The organism is Anaerobiospirillum sp. NML120449, from assembly GCF_023051105.1.
Lineage (GTDB): Bacteria > Pseudomonadota > Gammaproteobacteria > Enterobacterales > Succinivibrionaceae > Anaerobiospirillum.
In genome coordinates this window covers 1-16,725 of record NZ_JALKIL010000033.1, presented here as the reverse complement: position 1 = coordinate 16,725, position 16,725 = coordinate 1, and the positions used below count along the sequence as shown (strand labels likewise).

Annotated in this window: 10 protein-coding genes; 5 read left to right on the top strand and 5 right to left on the bottom strand. The window is 52.5% G+C overall.

Features of this window, described 5'->3' with window-relative positions; translation table 11 throughout:
- Window positions 1–244: 244 nt before the first annotated feature.
- A complete protein-coding gene (locus MXE41_RS09475; RefSeq protein ID WP_246975880.1) occupies window positions 245–754 on the bottom strand; it encodes a peptidylprolyl isomerase in 510 nt (169 codons plus the stop codon).
- A gap of 86 nt (window positions 755–840) precedes the next feature.
- On the opposite strand from MXE41_RS09475, the gene cysS reads away from it, so the two are divergent.
- Window positions 841–2,217 (top strand): cysteine--tRNA ligase, encoded by a 1,377-nt coding sequence (cysS, locus tag MXE41_RS09470; RefSeq protein ID WP_247100319.1) that lies wholly within the window; start codon window positions 841–843, stop codon window positions 2,215–2,217.
- A 235-nt stretch (window positions 2,218–2,452) separates the two neighbouring features.
- Entirely contained in the window at window positions 2,453–3,094 is a 642-nt protein-coding gene (gene pyrE, locus MXE41_RS09465) for an orotate phosphoribosyltransferase (RefSeq protein WP_246975886.1), read from the top strand.
- Between the two features lie 246 nt (window positions 3,095–3,340).
- Here pyrE and MXE41_RS09460 read toward each other — a convergent pair whose 3' ends face one another.
- The 3 genes from MXE41_RS09460 to MXE41_RS09450 form a co-directional block, all read right to left on the bottom strand.
- Window positions 3,341–4,189 carry an epoxyqueuosine reductase QueH gene (locus MXE41_RS09460; RefSeq protein WP_247100318.1) on the bottom strand — a complete coding sequence of 283 codons (849 nt, stop codon included), beginning with the start codon at window positions 4,187–4,189 and terminating at the stop codon, window positions 3,341–3,343.
- Window positions 4,190–4,374: 185 nt separating this feature from the next.
- Window positions 4,375–6,633 carry an ABC transporter transmembrane domain-containing protein gene (locus MXE41_RS09455; protein ID WP_247100317.1) on the bottom strand — a complete coding sequence of 753 codons (2,259 nt, stop codon included), beginning with the start codon at window positions 6,631–6,633 and terminating at the stop codon, window positions 4,375–4,377.
- A 260-nt stretch (window positions 6,634–6,893) separates the two neighbouring features.
- The gene (locus tag MXE41_RS09450) at window positions 6,894–7,910 is read right to left on the bottom strand and encodes a D-alanine--D-alanine ligase (RefSeq protein WP_247100316.1); all 1,017 of its coding nucleotides are present in this window, start codon (window positions 7,908–7,910) and stop codon (window positions 6,894–6,896) included.
- A 415-nt stretch (window positions 7,911–8,325) separates the two neighbouring features.
- On the opposite strand from MXE41_RS09450, the gene MXE41_RS09445 reads away from it, so the two are divergent.
- The 3 genes from MXE41_RS09445 (at window position 8,326) to MXE41_RS09435 (ending at window position 14,785) form a co-directional block, all read left to right on the top strand.
- Window positions 8,326–9,309, top strand: a complete 984-nt coding sequence (locus tag MXE41_RS09445) for a YicC/YloC family endoribonuclease (protein ID WP_247100315.1) — start codon at window positions 8,326–8,328, stop codon at window positions 9,307–9,309.
- A gap of 476 nt (window positions 9,310–9,785) precedes the next feature.
- The gene (locus MXE41_RS09440) at window positions 9,786–10,892 is read left to right on the top strand and encodes a glycosyltransferase family 9 protein (RefSeq protein WP_247100314.1); all 1,107 of its coding nucleotides are present in this window, start codon (window positions 9,786–9,788) and stop codon (window positions 10,890–10,892) included.
- Window positions 10,893–11,221: 329 nt separating this feature from the next.
- Window positions 11,222–14,785 (top strand): DUF2813 domain-containing protein, encoded by a 3,564-nt coding sequence (locus tag MXE41_RS09435; protein ID WP_247100313.1) that lies wholly within the window; start codon window positions 11,222–11,224, stop codon window positions 14,783–14,785.
- A 291-nt stretch (window positions 14,786–15,076) separates the two neighbouring features.
- Here the strand turns inward: MXE41_RS09435 and MXE41_RS09430 are convergent, their stop codons facing one another.
- Window positions 15,077–15,724: a 7-cyano-7-deazaguanine/7-aminomethyl-7-deazaguanine transporter gene (locus tag MXE41_RS09430; protein WP_247100312.1), complete on the bottom strand. Its 648-nt coding sequence runs from the start codon at window positions 15,722–15,724 to the stop codon at window positions 15,077–15,079.
- Between the last annotated feature and the right edge of the window lie 1,001 nt (window positions 15,725–16,725).

Here is a 16,725-nt window from a genome sequence, read left to right as displayed (position 1 = left end):
TTAGCCATATCGACAGATTCAGGACTGTCTGGCACAGCTGTCATATCTGATGACATGACCTGCAGTGCCGCACATGCCTCTTGTGTGCCGGTGCAGCCATGGTGGCAGCCAGGCACTGACATGGCAGCGGCCTGGGACAGCCGGTATGGCTGCCGGGTGTGGCCGGTATGGCTGCCGTGCATGGCCAGCCTGGCTGCGGGCAGCCATGGGCGCCGGAGCGGCAATGACTGCTCAAAGTGAGCTGTTACTCAGGAATGGAGTCGATTTCTTCAGCGGACTGAATGATAACTGTCTCAACTGGAACATCGCGGTGTGGGAACCACTTGTTGTTGTCAGTCTTAACAGACTGGATCTTTAATACAACGTCTTCGCCCTTTACGACCTTGCCAAATACGCAATAGCCCCAGTTCTGCTCCTTCATGTTGTAGTTGAGGAAGTCGTTATCAACGGTGTTGATGAAGAACTGGCTGGTTGCAGAGTGAGGATCGTTGGTACGTGCCATGGCAATGGTGAACTTGTCATTGGCAAGGCCATTGTCAGCCTCGTTCTTGATAGGGGCATCGGTATCCTTCTGCTCCATATCAGCAGTCATGCCGCCACCCTGAATCATGAAGCCAGGAATGACGCGATGGAAGATAGTGTCGTTGTAGAAGCCCTTCTTTACATAGTTTAAGAAGTTCTCACAGGTAACAGGTGCCTTCTCGGTGTTTAACTCGATAACAATATCACCAAGATTTGTCTTAATGATTACCATTTCTAACCCTTGCTTGATAAAATTAGTGCTCAAATTACTAATACCTAACTTTAGCACATCAGACAGCCAGTTTGTGTGAGATTAATATGCTACAGATTCACAATACCCTCACCCGACAGAAAGAGGACTTCGTCCCTCTTGTCCCAGGTGAGATAGGCATGTATGTATGCGGCGTAACCGTATACGACCTGTGCCACATTGGTCATGCCCGTACCTTCGTATGTTTTGACATGATTGTCCGCTACCTGCGCCATCGCGGTTACAAGGTCAAGTATGTCCGTAACATCACCGACATCGATGACAAAATCATCCGCCGCGCCAATGAGAAAGGTATCGACCCACGTGAGCTGTCTGAGAACTTTATCAAAGAGATGTACAGCGATTTTGACCGCCTCAATATCGCCCGTCCAGACTTTGAGCCACGAGCAACGGAAAACATCCCTGAGATCATTTCCCTGGTAGAAAAGCTCATCAGCAAGGGCTTTGCCTATGTTGCTGACAATGGCGACGTCATGTTCGCCATCGACAGGTTTAAGAACTACGGCCGACTGTCAGGTCAGAAGCTCGAAGAGCTTGAGGCCGGTGCCCGTGTTGAAGTACAGAAGTCCAAGCGCAATCCTTTTGACTTTGTGCTCTGGAAGATGGCCAAGCCAGGTGAGCCTGAGTGGGACTCCCCATGGGGCAAGGGCCGTCCAGGCTGGCACATTGAGTGCTCTGCCATGAACTCCAGACTGCTGGGTAACAAATTTGATATTCATGGCGGCGGCTCAGACCTTATCTTCCCGCACCACGAAAACGAAATTGCCCAGAGCTGCTGTGCTCACGATACCAGCTACGTCAACTACTGGATGCACTCCGGCATGGTGATGATTGATGATGAAAAGATGTCCAAGTCCCTGGGCAACTTCTTCACCATCCGTGATGTCCTTGAGCAGTATGATGCCGAAACAGTCAGATACTTCCTGCTTTCTGCCCAGTACCGCAGCGCCCTGAACTACTCTCAGGATAACCTCAATAACGCCCGCGCTTCTCTGTCCCGTCTGTATACAGCACTGCGCGACGTCAAGGTCGGCCCTGCTGCCGGTGGTGAGGAGTTCGTTGAGCGCTTCAACACCTTCATGGACGATGACTTCAACACTCCTGGAGCCATTTCTGTGCTGTTCGAGCTGGCCAAAGCTGTAAACACTTCCTCAGGCGCCGAGGCTGAGGGCCTTGCTGGCCGACTAGTCGAGCTGGGCGGCATCCTCGGACTTCTGTATCAGGATCCGGTCAAATACCTCCAGGGTCAGTCAGATGGTGCCAGTGATGATGAGACAGCTCTGATTGAGTCGCTGATTGAGCAGCGCCGTGAGGCCCGCGCCCGCAAGGACTTTGCTGCAGCTGACGAGGCCCGCAACAAGCTGACCGAGATGGGCATTGTGCTTGAAGACGGCCCTTCAGGAACCACCTGGCGCCGCGCCTGATAACCACAGTCGGCCACAGCAGGCGCAAAGCCTGCCTCAGTGCAGGCACCGCGCCATTTGCCCGTCCGTCCGTCATTCAGCTACCACCCAGGTGGCCGGCAGGCAGCATGGCGGCTGGCAGCATGGCGGCTGGCGAAGCCTGGCGGACTGCCCGGCTTGCTGAGTGACAAGACCAGCAGAATTTTTTCAATCAAACAGCCTGGATATCCGGGCTGTATTTTTATGGAGAGCAGCAATGCAGGATTACCAGCGCAGATTTATTGAACTTGCTCTGAAGCGTGGTGTTTTAAAGTTTGGCAGCTTTACCCTCAAGTCAGGCCGACAGAGCCCATACTTCTTCAATGCCGGAGGCTTCTGCACAGGTGAGGATCTTTACACCCTGGGCTCCTGTTACGCCCATGCCCTGGTGGACAGCAAAATCTCATTTGATGTGCTTTTTGGACCTGCCTACAAGGGTATCCCTCTTGCCTGCGCCACAGCCATGGCTCTGAGCTCCGAGCACAAGGTAAATGTGCCATGGTGCTTTAACCGTAAGGAAGCCAAGGACCATGGTGAGGGCGGCAACCTGGTAGGTGCTCCTCTCAAGGGCGACATCATGCTTATTGATGACGTTATCACCGCCGGCACTGCCATTCGTGAGTCCGACGCCATCATCAAGGCCAATGGAGCCCACTTCAAGGCTGCCCTGATCGCCCTTAACCGCAAGGAAAAAGGCCAGACCGACGAGAGCGCCATCGATGAGGCCCGCCGTACTCTGGGCATAGAAATTGTCTCCATCGTATCCTTTGATGATCTGGTTACCTACATCAAGGACGATGCCCAGCTGAGCGCCCACCTTGATGACATGATTGCCTACAGAGAGCAGTACGGAGCCTGATAAGCCCGCCCCGCTTGCCTGCAAGGCCATTGCCTGCATGCCTGACATCCCCTGGCATAATAAGGCCTGGCTGGACAGGGCATGGTCAGGCCTGGCTGGACAGGACATGGCCAGACCGTTGCCGTACTGCAATGGCCTGCCCCGACCGGATCCGTCCAGGCCTGATCTGGCCTGAGGCTGTAAAAAAGGGACAGCCCCTGAATAGGGGCTGTCCCTTTTTGTAACCAGAATTGAGCTTACTGCTGATTAGCACATGCAGTTCATGTCCTGCTTAAGATCAAATGGCAGGTCTTTGGCAGCTTCGTCAATCATGCCAGTTGCAGCATCAACTGCAGCTGCTGCACTGACCATGGCGGCAGCCTGAGCCTCGCGGCCTGCTGCTGTGGAGCATGATACACCGGCAACGGCACCAGAGCCGGCTACGGCGTCGCTGTCAGCACCTACAGGGGCATTAATGCCTCTGATGGTCTCAGGAGCGTCCTTCTGCCAGGCGTCGTTATCCCTTGAGTAGATGCAGCCGCAGTACAGCTGATTGTAGAAGTTGAACTCCTTTACCAGCTGATAACGGCGGGTTACCAGACCTTCCTTGCGCCAGTCCTCGCTCCAGTAAGGAACGCCGCTGGCCTCCTGAGCTGCAAAACCGGCAGTATCTACCTGCTTCTTGTTCTTCCAGCGTGAGGTTGCAAGGGTAGTGGTGAAATGGGAAAAGCCGTGCTCTTTGGCATACATGGCAGTTGCCAGCAGACGGTCGCCAAAACATACAGAGCAGCGGGCACCACGCTCCGGCTCATGCTCCAGGCCTTTAACCTTGGCAAACCATGGCTTGGGATCATACTCAGGGATGATGTAGTCAAACTCAAGCAGCTTTGCCAGCTCAATGAGCTCATCGCGGCGCTTTTCGTATTCGGCACGTGGGTGAATATTAGGATTGTAGAAAAACAGAGTAGGACTGATGTTGTGATGCTTGAAGCACTCAAGAACTGCACCGCAGCAAGGGGCACAGCAGACCTGCATAAGCAGACTGTTCATACCCTCAGGAATCTTGAGCTCACGCTTAGGGGTATTACCAAAATCATCAGGCAGGGTTAAAGGCATATGTCCAGAATCCACATGTTATTGTCGAATGTTACACCCTATCAGATAGACACCAAAAAACAAGGTCAGGACTTCATCCTGACCTTTTTTATCGCCATTTCCACGCCCTGAACAGGTCTATGGGAATGTCATTGCTGTCTGGCTGGCTGCAAAGCCCCGGCCGGTCAGCCGGAGCCAGCCTCCGGCTACCTTACAGACCCTGTGCCTGCCATGGCCGGCTCTGCTGCCGCAGTCGCGGCTGCTCCGGCAGCAGCCTCGGCTGCTGCGCCGTCAGCTTCGGCGCTGGCTGCACCATTGTCGCTGGCGCTGGTTGCGGCTACAGCGGCTGTCTTGAACTGGGAGTTATACAGATTTGCATATGCTCCGTTGGCAGCAAGCAGCTGCTCGTGGTTGCCCTGCTCAACTATGTAGCCGTCGTTGACCACCATAATGATGTCAGCATCACGTACGGTAGAGAGACGGTGGGCAATAACCAGAGTGGTACGGCCCTTCATCAGGCTGTCCAGAGCTTTTTGCACTACCTTTTCCGAGCGGTTATCAAGAGCTGAGGTAGCCTCATCCAGAATTACCAGAGGAGCATTTCTGATAATGGCTCGGGCAATAGCTACACGCTGCTTCTGGCCGCCGGACAGACTTACGCCGCGCTCACCTATAGTGGTGTCAAGGCCGTCTGGCAGTGTGCTGATAAACTCATCGAGAAAAGCACTTCTGACGGCATTTTCCAGCTCCTCTTCGGTAGCATCAGGCTTGCCGAACATAATGTTCTGTCTGATGGTTCCAGCAAAAAGGAAGTTATCCTGGAACACGTAGGAGACCTGGCTGCGCAGAGACTCCAGAGTGTACTCACGAATATCGATACCATCGATTTTGATGGTACCTGAGCGCACTTCATAAAGACGGGTAATCAGGGAGCATACGGTACTCTTGCCGCCACCTGAGTTGCCCACCAGGGCCACTTTCTGGCCCTTTCTTACCTTGAAGCTGATGTCCTTGAGCACATCGGTCTCTCCTGTATAGGAGAATGCGACATGGGAGTACTCAATGCTGTCTCTGATACCCTCAAGACGGATATTGCCCTCGTTCTTGCCGCTTTCAAAGGACTCATACTCAAGCAGCTGATTGATACGGTCAAGAGCCAGCAGGGCGGTCTGCACCTGGATGTAGTTGTTGCCAATGCTCTTTAAAGGGGTGTAGAGCATAATGAGCGCTGCAAGGAAGGAGACGAACTCACCTGAGGTAATCTCGCCTCTGATAATCATGTCCACGCCAAAGTACAGCACGGCACCTACACCAAGTGAGCTGACAAGGTGCATTACAGGTGAGAGCCAGTTGGTGTCACGCACCATCTTCATGCTCATCTTGAACAGAAAGACAGCCTGCCCCCTGAAGGTCTCATACATATAGTCTTTGAGATTGAAGCATTTGATAACACGTGAGCCTGAGGTGGTCTCGTTATAGAAAGTGATAAGGCCTGTAGATGCTGATACTGACTTGTTAACGATTTTCTTGATCTTGCGGCGCACGATACGCATAGGCAGGATGAGGAAGAGCACCACGCCTATGGCAATAATGGTCAGCTCCCAGGAGTTATACAGCAGCACGCCAATGAGCGAGAGCGAAGAAAAGAGCTTGGTCAGGAAGAGTTTGAAGTTGGAAATCAGGCCTGATGATGCGGTTTCGGCATCGTTAAAGAAGCGCATGATTACTGAGCCAGAGTTGTTGGCATCATAAAAGCGCGTATCAAAGGACAGAAGCTTGCTGTAGAGTTTTGATCTGATGAGCAGATTGATGGCACCGCCCACGTAGCTGTTCACAATGGACGACAGGTATATGAACAGGCCCTGTATCAGGGTAAAGCCGATGATTACCAGGGGTACATAGTAGGCAGCCTCAACATTCTGAGCGACCATGACATTGTCGGTAAAAGGCTTGAGGAAAAGCGCAATAACAGCATCGAGTGCGCCTACAGGAATGGTCAGAGCAATGCCCAGCACAGCCATCCAGATATATGGCTTTAAAAACGGCCAGAACAGCTTGTAACCACGGATAAATGAGGTCGATTCCTGAGTCGACAGGTCACTGAGCACTATTGGGTGATACTGACTTTTCATGGCCTCCTGAGCAAGCTTTCTTTCATGCTCCAGATCCTCAGCACTTTCAGCTGCAGAGCCAGCTGCGGATCCAGTGGCAGAACCAGCTGCTGATGCAGCGGCATCAGCCGTGGCGGACTCAGCGACAGATGCTGCCTGTGCGGCATCTGGCGCTGCAGCGTCGGGCTGGGCTGGCTGTGCCCCCTCCTGGTCCTTTGCAGTGTGCTCCTTTGCTGTATTCAGCGGCTTTTCAGGGCAGGTGCTGTCCTGAGCGTTCAAGGCATTGCCTGAAAGTGCAGATGGTTTGTCCATGGTTTTGGCATTATCAGAATTGTGCTTCTCATGATCGGTCATGCAGCAAGGAACCCCTGTCTAAAAATGAAATGTCAGACTGTGCAGCTGCGCTGCTCCGGGAAAAATAAAATCACTGTCCTGACCATCTGACAGCCGGAGGGCCGTTATCGCTGATGTCAGGATACAGTGACTGAAAATTTGTCCTGCCTGCAGAGCCCTTTGTGGCTGATGTTGCAGGTGGATATGCAGGTACCAGATGCCGGAGCAGCGCCATGTGCCGGAGCAGCACCAGGATGTCCTGGCCCTGCATCAGGGGACGTTTATACGCCCTCTTTGATAGCCTCGTTGACGCAGTCGGTCAGGAAATCAGACATCTTAATGCCGCTGTGCTCAACCAGCTTAGGGAACATGGAGATTGGTGTCATGCCCGGGAAGGTGTTGATTTCATTAATGTAAATCTGGCCGTCCTTTGCCAGGAAGAAATCAATGCGGGAAAGGTGACGCAGGTGCAGACCACGGAAGGCGCGCTCAGCCATGCTGTGGATAATGCTCAGCTGCAGCTCGTTGAGACCTTCAGCCACTACTGTAGTAGTGGAGCTGCTGGTTGAGCTGTACTTTTCATCGAAAGTATAGAAGCGGTCTTCTGGAATGAAGATTTCACCTGGGCTGGTCAGATGCAGCCTGCCCTGATACTCAAAGGCTGCAACCTCGAGCTCACGGTGCTCCACAGTCTTTTCAATCAGCACCAGTTCACTCAGGGCAATGGCATCCTTGAGAGCTCTGTCGAGATCGTCCTCACTGGTTACGTGGTAGCAGCCAATTGAGGACCCCTGGTTTGCTGCCTTGACATAAATATCGCCGCCAAAGTCCTTGAAAGCCTCATGGGCTTTGCGCAGGCTGCTCTCGCTGAGATCGCCAATAAACATGGAAGGAGTGTTATCGATCTTAAGAGCATCAAGGTAAAACTTGGTGGTTACCTTATTAAAACAGTTGATGCTGGCCTCACCACGGCATCCGATGTATGGAACGCAGTGCAGCTCAAGCAGGGACTGAATGTCACCGGTCTCTCCTGGGAAGCCGTGCAGGCATGGAACGGCACAGTCGATACTTACAGTAGAGGTACTGCCATCAGCTGCAGTGATGACAAAGCTGTTACCTGTCGTAAAGTAGCCCACGGCGCCATCAGCAAGATTAAACTGATGATTATGCAGCACACAGCTGATAACCTTGAACTCACTGTTCTTGCTCAGCTGCTCTTCAACATACTTTGAGGAAATAATGGAGATATCGTGTTCAGAGCTGTCGCCGCCTGAAATTAACAGAATATTCTTAGCCATGGTCTACCAACGTCATCAAAACAACATGAATACGACGCTCTGCAGGCAAGGCTCGCCGGCCTGATCAGGATGCAGAGAGTGCGGTAATGACATGCATCAAAATTACAAACAGGATCTTAACGATCTTGGCCCCGCATTTAAAGCTAAAATCGCATTTTTGTCATAAAAACTGGCCCTGCCATGCAGACTGTGTATGTCCCATTGGGGCACGATATTTCCAGCATCCGTGACAGCGGCGTAAATCCGGCTTGCTGACGGGATCAAACAGCCAGTCGATACTTGTTAGATTTGGTCCAGTGGAATTATCATGTAGCCTGTTTTCTGCCGTTGCCAGGCTGCATATTCACAGTGCTGCCCGGCCGGAAAGAGCCCGCGCATAAGCCTGTCGTCTCTAAATGTTAGGAGTACCCTGTCCGTGTCTTCCAATGATCTTAATTCTGCAGTTAACAGCTGCTCTGATGAGTGCGGCATAGTGAAAAGCATGACCGGCTTTTCCTCTGTCCACAGAGCTGATGCCAGGGGCTCACTTATCATCAGCATCAAAGCTGTAAACAGCCGCTATCTGGAAACTGTATTCTCAAGCAACTGCGATCTGGGAGCACTGGAGCTTGAAATGGGACGTCGCCTCTCTTCAAACATCAAAAGAGGCAAGCTCAATATCTCAGTGAACTGGACTCCTGCCGGTGCATCAGAGCTTACCCTCAACAGACAGATGCTCAAGTCAATGATCTCCCGTCTTGACGAGGTGCATGAAGCGATGAGCTCAAGTGCCATGGTAAAAAGCGGTCTTTACAGCATCGATCCTGTTGCACTGCTCAGCATGCCAGGCATGATTCAGGGTCTCATAAAGAGTGATGAGGGCAGCTCTGACTGTGAGGCAGTAGTACTTGATGAGCAGCTGCAGGCTCTTTTCATGGAAACCATGGATGAGGCCATAGCAAAGTTCGATGAGCAGCGTATTCGTGAAGGTCAGGTACTCAGAGAGGTTATGACTGAGAAGATAAACGCCATTCACGAACTGCTGCACATGGTCGACAGTCAGCGCCATGAGCTTGTTGATCGCGAGCGCTGCCGCATGCTCGAAAAGATTGAGGCCATGAAAATAGACATCCCGGCTGAGCGTATCCACTCGGAAATTGCCATGCTGGCCCAGAAGTATGACATTGCCGAGGAGTATGACCGCCTCAACTGTCACCTCAAGACTGTAACCGACATTCTCAATACCTCAGCTGGCAGTTATGCCCCGGCCGGTAAGAAGCTCGATTTTCTTATGCAGGAGCTGATTAGAGAGTCCAATACTCTGGGCTCCAAGGCCGCAACAGTAAATCTGGTTAATATAGCCGTTGAGCTCAAGGTTCTGGTCGACCAGATGCGCGAGCAGGTCCAGAACATCGAGTAAGTAACCTGAGGTCGCAATCTCCGGCACACACAAGGCATTTGTCATACATGCTGTGCTGCCTGTCTGTCAGATGTACAGGCACGCTCTGCCCGGCAAAGGCAAGGCAGACGCAGCCGCAGCTGCAGCTGCAGCATCAGCCAGCATGATTACCAGCTGTTATATACTTACATGGTTCCCGGTGCTGACAGCGCAGCAGTACGCCCGGCCAGCGCCATGACCACAGGGCCATTCTTGATCATGCTGCTCAGGCCGAGCTGCGCTGGCTGAGCCATGACACGCAGCGCCGCTCATAGTCGGCCACTGCCTGGCACCCCATAAAACACGTCACTGTTTGCTTTATAAAGCATATCAGCAGAACGCTGCAGTACCTGTCGCTTAATGTCATGTGGCAGATTCAAGGCATTCATTAACTTTTTTCAGGACGCCCCGGCTTGCGTTTCATACTATGAGGCGGCAGGTCAGGTGCAGGTTTTAAGATGAAAATCAAAGCTAAAAGAATTCTCTTCACCGCCCACTCTGGCCTTGGAGACACCCTGCTCTATATTCCAGCTCTGAAAATCATCAGGCAAATGTATCCTGATGCCGAGCTGGTCTGCCTGGTCAATGGTATTGCCCGTGACCTGTTTGAATGCATTGATTTCATTGACAAAACAGTACACGTATTTGACCGTCCTGAACATGAGGTCGAGGAGCTTCTGATTAAGGAAGCCAATGGCTATGAAGATGAGCATGGCGTGCATCCTGTTGCTGATGTCATTGTGCTTACCCACCGCCAGAAGAGTGTTATTAAAGCCGCCCTCAAGTCAAAAAGCCCTATGGTGCTGACTTTCAGCTATCTGCCGGCTCTTTATACCCCACGCCTGCATTTCACTCCTCATTTCAGCCGCAAGAAGCAGCAGGAAATCTTCTGCTACCAGAAGCTGATCCGTCAGCTCAATCCGCCCCTTTATGATGAGGCCTTTGAAAAGGCTGACTTCAATGACATCTGCCTGAAAGCTGATGAAGCTGTCAGGGAGAAAATTGTATCTGAGCTTAAGAGCCGTGGCTGGGATGAGCAAAAGCAGCCGCACCTGGTCATGATTAACCCTCTTGCAGTCACCATTACCAAGCTGGGCTTTAACTTTACCCCTGAGCAGTGGCTGAGCATGAGCAATGAGCTTGCTGCCCGTAACCCTGATGTTTTCTTCGTTGCCAGCAGCGCTTTTGAAAACGAAATAGACAGCTCCCTGCTGACTCAAAGCAATATCATTAACCTTGCCAGCCAGGGTGATATCAAAGGGCTGATTGCCCTCATCTCTCTGAGCAATCTGGTCATATCCTCTCTGACCGGATCTGCCCACATGGCTGAAAACATGTGCCGTGATGTCTGCGGCCTCTGCCCTTACTTTGACTCCTTACGCTGGCGCGCCAACGGCCTGCACCAGCTGAGCATGAAACAGGCAAAGCCATCACTTAAGCCATCTGCTTACACTCACCTTGAGCTGCCTGAGGGCTGGAAAGATGATGAGGCCGGATGGCTGAAGAAATTTCAGGACCACTGCCAGCAGGCAATCGATAACATGAAAAAGGCACAGCAAAAATAGGCTTGTGCCTCAGTGCATGCCTGCCGCCCCGGCTGGCAGGTCAGCATAATCAATGCTGCACTGCCTCCTTGCCTTCACGGCTTGCAGGCAGGACCTTGCAGACCATAGCCCGGCACTATGCCGGGCTATGTGTTTTCCGGCCTTTGACAGTCCGTTACAATCAGGTTACAACTGGTCTGCGGGCAGCCTGCAAACTTGCATCAAAAGATGTCATGCATGTTTGGACAATTCAGTCTTTGATCATCATCATGCTTATGGACAATAAGCCCGGCGCCCCGTCTTTATTCGTGATACTGTAAAGTCATTGATGAATATTTAGGGGGTGGATTATGTATCTGCAGCGAGCTGAAGTTCAGAACTTCCACGGTATCAGACATCTGACAGTGGACCTTGAAAAGGACACCACTGTACTGATTGGTGAAAACGCATGGGGTAAATCTTCACTGTTAAGCGCGCTTTATATGGTCCTGGGTAAGGGTCATACAAAGCTGTGCCGCTTCAGTCCGGATGACCTGTACATCCCAATCAGACTGAGTTCAGATTACGAGGACTCCGATACCCTGCCTGATCCGACAGCATCAGGCTCAGCCGGAGCTGCCGACCAGCCATACTCCCCTGAAAACAGAATCGACCAGAGCAGCAACGCTGCCCATGGCAGCAGCGATGGCGGCGGCCAGAACGATGGCAGTTGCCATGACGATGGCCAGGACACTGCCCATGCCCATGCTCACAGCCATGCTCAGCACGGGCGTGACAGGCTGCCTCCTGAAGCGCCTGAGTCACGGCACAATGTACATGGAGCTGACAAGCTTGCCGAGCTTGGGCTTGAGGGCGTAACACCGATCAAGGTGATCAACACCCCTGAATATCAGCGCCGCTACTACAGTGTTCCGGCCCCGTCAGGTCACGGCCGCATACTGCATATTGTGGACTTCCCATGTGAGGAACCGCAAACCTGGACGGCCCGCTGCAAAAAGATGAAGAGGGATAACAGCAAGCGTAAAAAACATGCCCATGAAAGCAGGTCCCGTCATCACGGTCATGCTGATCATGGCCCCTGCAATGATGAAGCCCCTTCAAGAAGCTCAAGCCGCGAACGTATTGCCAGAGCCCAGAGCACCCTTGCTCAATGCAGTGAACTCAATCGTGAGGGACTGCAGTGTGTGCAGGAAGACCTGAACTTTTTCAGCAGCGATGTCTACAAGGACAAAGCCGATAGCATTGTCATTGACCTGTTTTTCTGCGAAAGCAAATACGGTCAGCTCAACTCTATTGAGCGCTTTGAGTGTCTTAAAAATGTCAGCTGGCCAGGCGAGGATGGCCGCTGGCGCATTCACTACAGAGTCTCTGCCTCGTTTGTCACCGACGCACAGACTGACGAAAGCGCTGAGCAGCCTGAGTTTGTAACCGTTCATGAGCTGCTCAATGAAAACGGCCGTCCCTACCCTGACTGCCAGGAGCAGGTAAGACAACTGATTTTACTCAACCCTCTGCTGCGTCTGCGTGACCGTCGTATGTATAAGCCTCTTGAGTCTTCGAGCAAGCACGCTCAGGACCAGGACGACAGCTTCAGCATGGCCTCAGGCACCTCAATTATCAATCAGGACTTTGACAATGAGACCTGTCAGGCCATATCCCACTTCTTTGCCAGCATCGCCACAGATGAAGACCTCAACTCGGCCCGAATGAACGATGCTGTTGAGGTACTCAACACCATTGCCTCCAAGTACCTGACCAGCTACCAGACCAGCCTTGGCAATCAGGAACTTAACCCTGTCAGCGCCCGCCCACGTACTGCCCGCGAAATTATCAGCAGCCCCGTTTCCATAGCCTCACTGAGTGCCCTTAAGGCAGCTGTTGCTGATGAAAAGCCATCACGCCCCAAGCTGTTGCTGTCGCTGCTGGCTGGAGCTCTGCTCATGTCCAAGGGACAGCGCGAAATTGACGAGTACTCCCGCCCGATACTGATTCTTGAGGATATCGAGAGCCGTTTCCACCCAACCCTGCTGCTTAACCTGTGGTCCATTCTTCAGTTACTGCCAGTACAGAAAGTGGTTACCACCAACTCATCCCAGCTTCTGTCAGCCATTTCACTCAACAGCCTGCGCCGCCTGTGCAAGCAGTTCTATGACGTACGCTGCTACCGTATTCATGAAAAAGCCTTCAGCGTTGATGATGATGAGCGCAAGATTGCTTTTCACATTCGCATGAGCCGTCCGGACGCCTTGTTTGCCCGCTGCTGGATTCTGGTAGAGGGTGAGACCGAGATATGGCTGCTCAATGAAATGGCCTCAGTGCTGGGCATCAACCTGGCATGTAATGGTATCAGACTTATCGAGTTTGCCCAGTGTGGCCTGGATCCTCTGATGCTTCTGGCTCGACAGCTGGGCATCAGCTTCCACGTACTGACTGATGGTGACGATGCCGGCAAGAACTACGCAGCCAAGGTCAGAAAATTTGTAGGCTCGCGCAACTTGTCTGATCGCCTCAGTGTCATGCCTCATGTGGATATTGAGCACTATATGTACACCTCAGGCTTTGCTGATGTTTACCAGAAGGCTGCCGGTGTTACCCTGCGACAGATATTAAACACCAGAGCCCCGGACTTTATCTCGGACATCAATGTTTCAGACCTGATTGACCCGCAGAGTCTCAAGGAAGACCTGAGCCCTGACAACCTGCACAGGACGCTTTCCATAACCAAAAATGAAAGCGACAGCCAGGACTCAGCCCCAGACCTGTCATCGCCATCAGACTCAGACATACCCCCGGCTTCTGCCTCACTCCAGGCTCAGGCCCGGACATCAGCTGCCGAAGCCAAAGCAGAACCAGCGCTGGATGCTGCTGCAGCTGCACCTGCCTCAGCTGAGACAGACGCTGGCGCCAGCTCAGGCGCCAGCGCCAAAGCAGGTGCTGACGCACCTGCCCCTGAGGGCCAGGAGCATGAGGTGGAGCATGACAGTGCTGCTGCCAGGGAAAGCACTGAGGCTCAGAATGGTATGGAGCAGCCTGAGCTCAAACGCAGTGACTACACGCTCAAGCATCACTCACTTAACACCATTATCAAGACCCTGATTGACCTGAACATCAACGATACCTCTGAAATACTCAGGACCATTGTCAAAAAAGGCAAGCACAGAGGCCGCAGCTCAGGTACTGAGGTTATTGATATCACTGAAATCAGTGTCATGGACGTATCTAATCTGGAAAACTATCTGACCCGCCAGATCAACAAGATGCCTCATAACGGCGATCGCATGACTGCCCGTCAGACCCGCATGCTCAACCGCTCCCTTAACCTGTGTGCCCGTCTTATGAAGCAGGCACGCAAGAACGAGAACATGATCCAGCAAAAATGGTATGCAGACTGCAAAAAGGCCCAGAAAAAAAGCAAAAAGCAGCGCAGTAACAACATGGCTGTTCATAACCGTCGCAGCCCTGAGAAGATGCATACAGCTTCAGCCGCAGCCAGGGCTCAGAGCCATCTGCCGGCAACTGAAATTCCTGAGTTAAAGCACAGCAGGAGGGGCCGTACTGTAACCCGCAGCCTTACTCTTGAAGAGCAGCTTCAGGCTCTGAGAAATATCAAGGCTCTTGCAGAGAAGTCTCTGATGCACCTTGGTGACAAAGACCGCGAGCACACCTTTGAAAGAGAATGCGGCCGTGCAGCCAATGCCATGTACGGCGCCCTTGATGACCAGGAACTGTCCCGCCTCAACATGAACTCTGACAAGGTTATTTCTCAGGCAATTCACAAGACAGGCAAGCCGGGACTTGCTATTCTGGCAGGTGAGGCAATGCAGCAGCGTGGCGCTGACAGCGTACCTCTGATGTTCCGCACCATGTTCCGCCGCATTAAGCGCATGGCTCAGGACGAATTTGGTCTTAACTGACAGCCAGCCTGCACCCGGACAGCAGCCCCCGCTCCTCCACCTGGACAGCGGCTCCCTCGACTGCCCCAGGCCAGCCGCGAACGCCCCTCCACCCGGACAGCTTATCCCTCGACTGCACCGGGCCAGCCGCGAACGCGCTTCAGCCTGGACAGCTGCGCCCTCGCCGTCCTGCTGCGGGCATGCGTCAGAAACAAAAAATCCCCGCAAGACTGAGATCCTGCGGGGATTTTTTTTTGCTGGCATCAGGCCATTAATGACCTGACGGAATGCCAGGCATTCAGGCCGGTGTTATCAGTTGAGGATGCCGGTTTCGTTGAGTGGACGGCGGAAAACATACTTGGACAGGAATGCCAGGAACATGCCGTAAATTGGGACGAAGATAGCCAGGCATACCAGCAGCTTAACAGCATAGTCTACCCAGGCAAGGCTTACCCAGTTCTCTGCCATGTAAGGGTCCACACACTGGTAGAAAGCGATGGAGAAGAAGGCAAAGGTGTCGAGCAGATTGCCAAAGAAAGATGAGGCTGCAGGAGCTGGCCACCAGGCTTTCATGGCACGCAGGCGCTGGAAGACCAGGATGTCCATGAGCTGACCTAACAGGTAGGCACCAAAGGATGCAGCTGCGATACGGAAAACAAAGATAGAGAATGTGGTAAGGGCACCAAAACCCTGGTAATCACCATGGGCAAAGATGGTTCCTACGATGTAGGAGGCAATCAGAGCCGGAATCATTGCATAGAAAATTACCTGACGGGCCTTTTGTGCACCGTACAGACGTACGGTCAGATCAGTGGTAACGAAAACAAAAGGAAAGGTGAAAGTACCTACTGTAGTCTCAATACCCAGTACGGTAATTGGTATCTGCACAGCGTAGTTACTGAGCACGATAATAAAAATGTGAAGAAAGAAAAGAGGGCGTAAAGGAAAGTTATGCTGCATGGCTAAGCTCGTCACAATGATTTGAGAAAACCGGCCGCTGTGTTGCGGCAAAGGCCGCAGTCGGCTGCATAGACACTGACATTACATACTCTCTGACAGATGGCAGTACCTGCCGGTCAGAGCAGTCCAGGAAATCAGAAAGAAACAGGGATAAATCCCGGGAAGGAAGTCATCATGAAGTGATGATGCTGTGCAGTAAGGACAGGATAAGGTGATGTCATCAGAGGCTGCGCCCGGGCATTGCTGCCATGCAACCACTTCAGGCCATATCAAGACGTGTGTGAGGTCTTAAGGGCGTAAACCAAAGCACCTGCTTTCAGATCACAGGGTTTTACCATCACACCCCTTCGCTTCAGGATGCGATCTGTCCACTTTTGAGACAGGGTAAGAGCTCTGCACAGTACTGGTTCTGTCACCCTGTGGGGACAGCAACCGCTACCTTTGCAGGACGGACCTGTAAAACCTCATGACTGTATTGAAAGCCTGCCTCCTGCTCCGGGTATCCTGCAGTCTTTTGACAGACTGAGGGACGTAACACTCCTTCTCCCTGCCCGCAGGCGTCGGGGGATAAAGTCCGGGGCTGAGGCCAGTACTCTTGTCTGCCACCCAAGATGCTGCACGAGGCAGCCTGTACCAGCATTCAGCTGTAAGTCACTGAATTATGCGGGCAATTTTACACTATTGATACAGATACTGAATATCAAAATGCTGATTTTTTTCCCCCAGGCTGTATTTTGGACCGCCCTTATCCTAAGATAGTGATTTACCCCTGACGCAGTTGTGCCCCGCATGAGGATAAGCTGTACCCCACCTGAGGATCACTTGTGCCCCGCATGAGGATAAGCTGTATCCCACCTGAGGATCACTTGTGCCACGCATGAGGATAAGCTGTATCCCACCTGAGGATCACTTGTGCCCCGCATGAGGATAAGCTGTATCCCACCTGAGGATCACTTGTGCCCCGCATGAGGATAAGCTGTATCCCACCTGAGGATCACTTG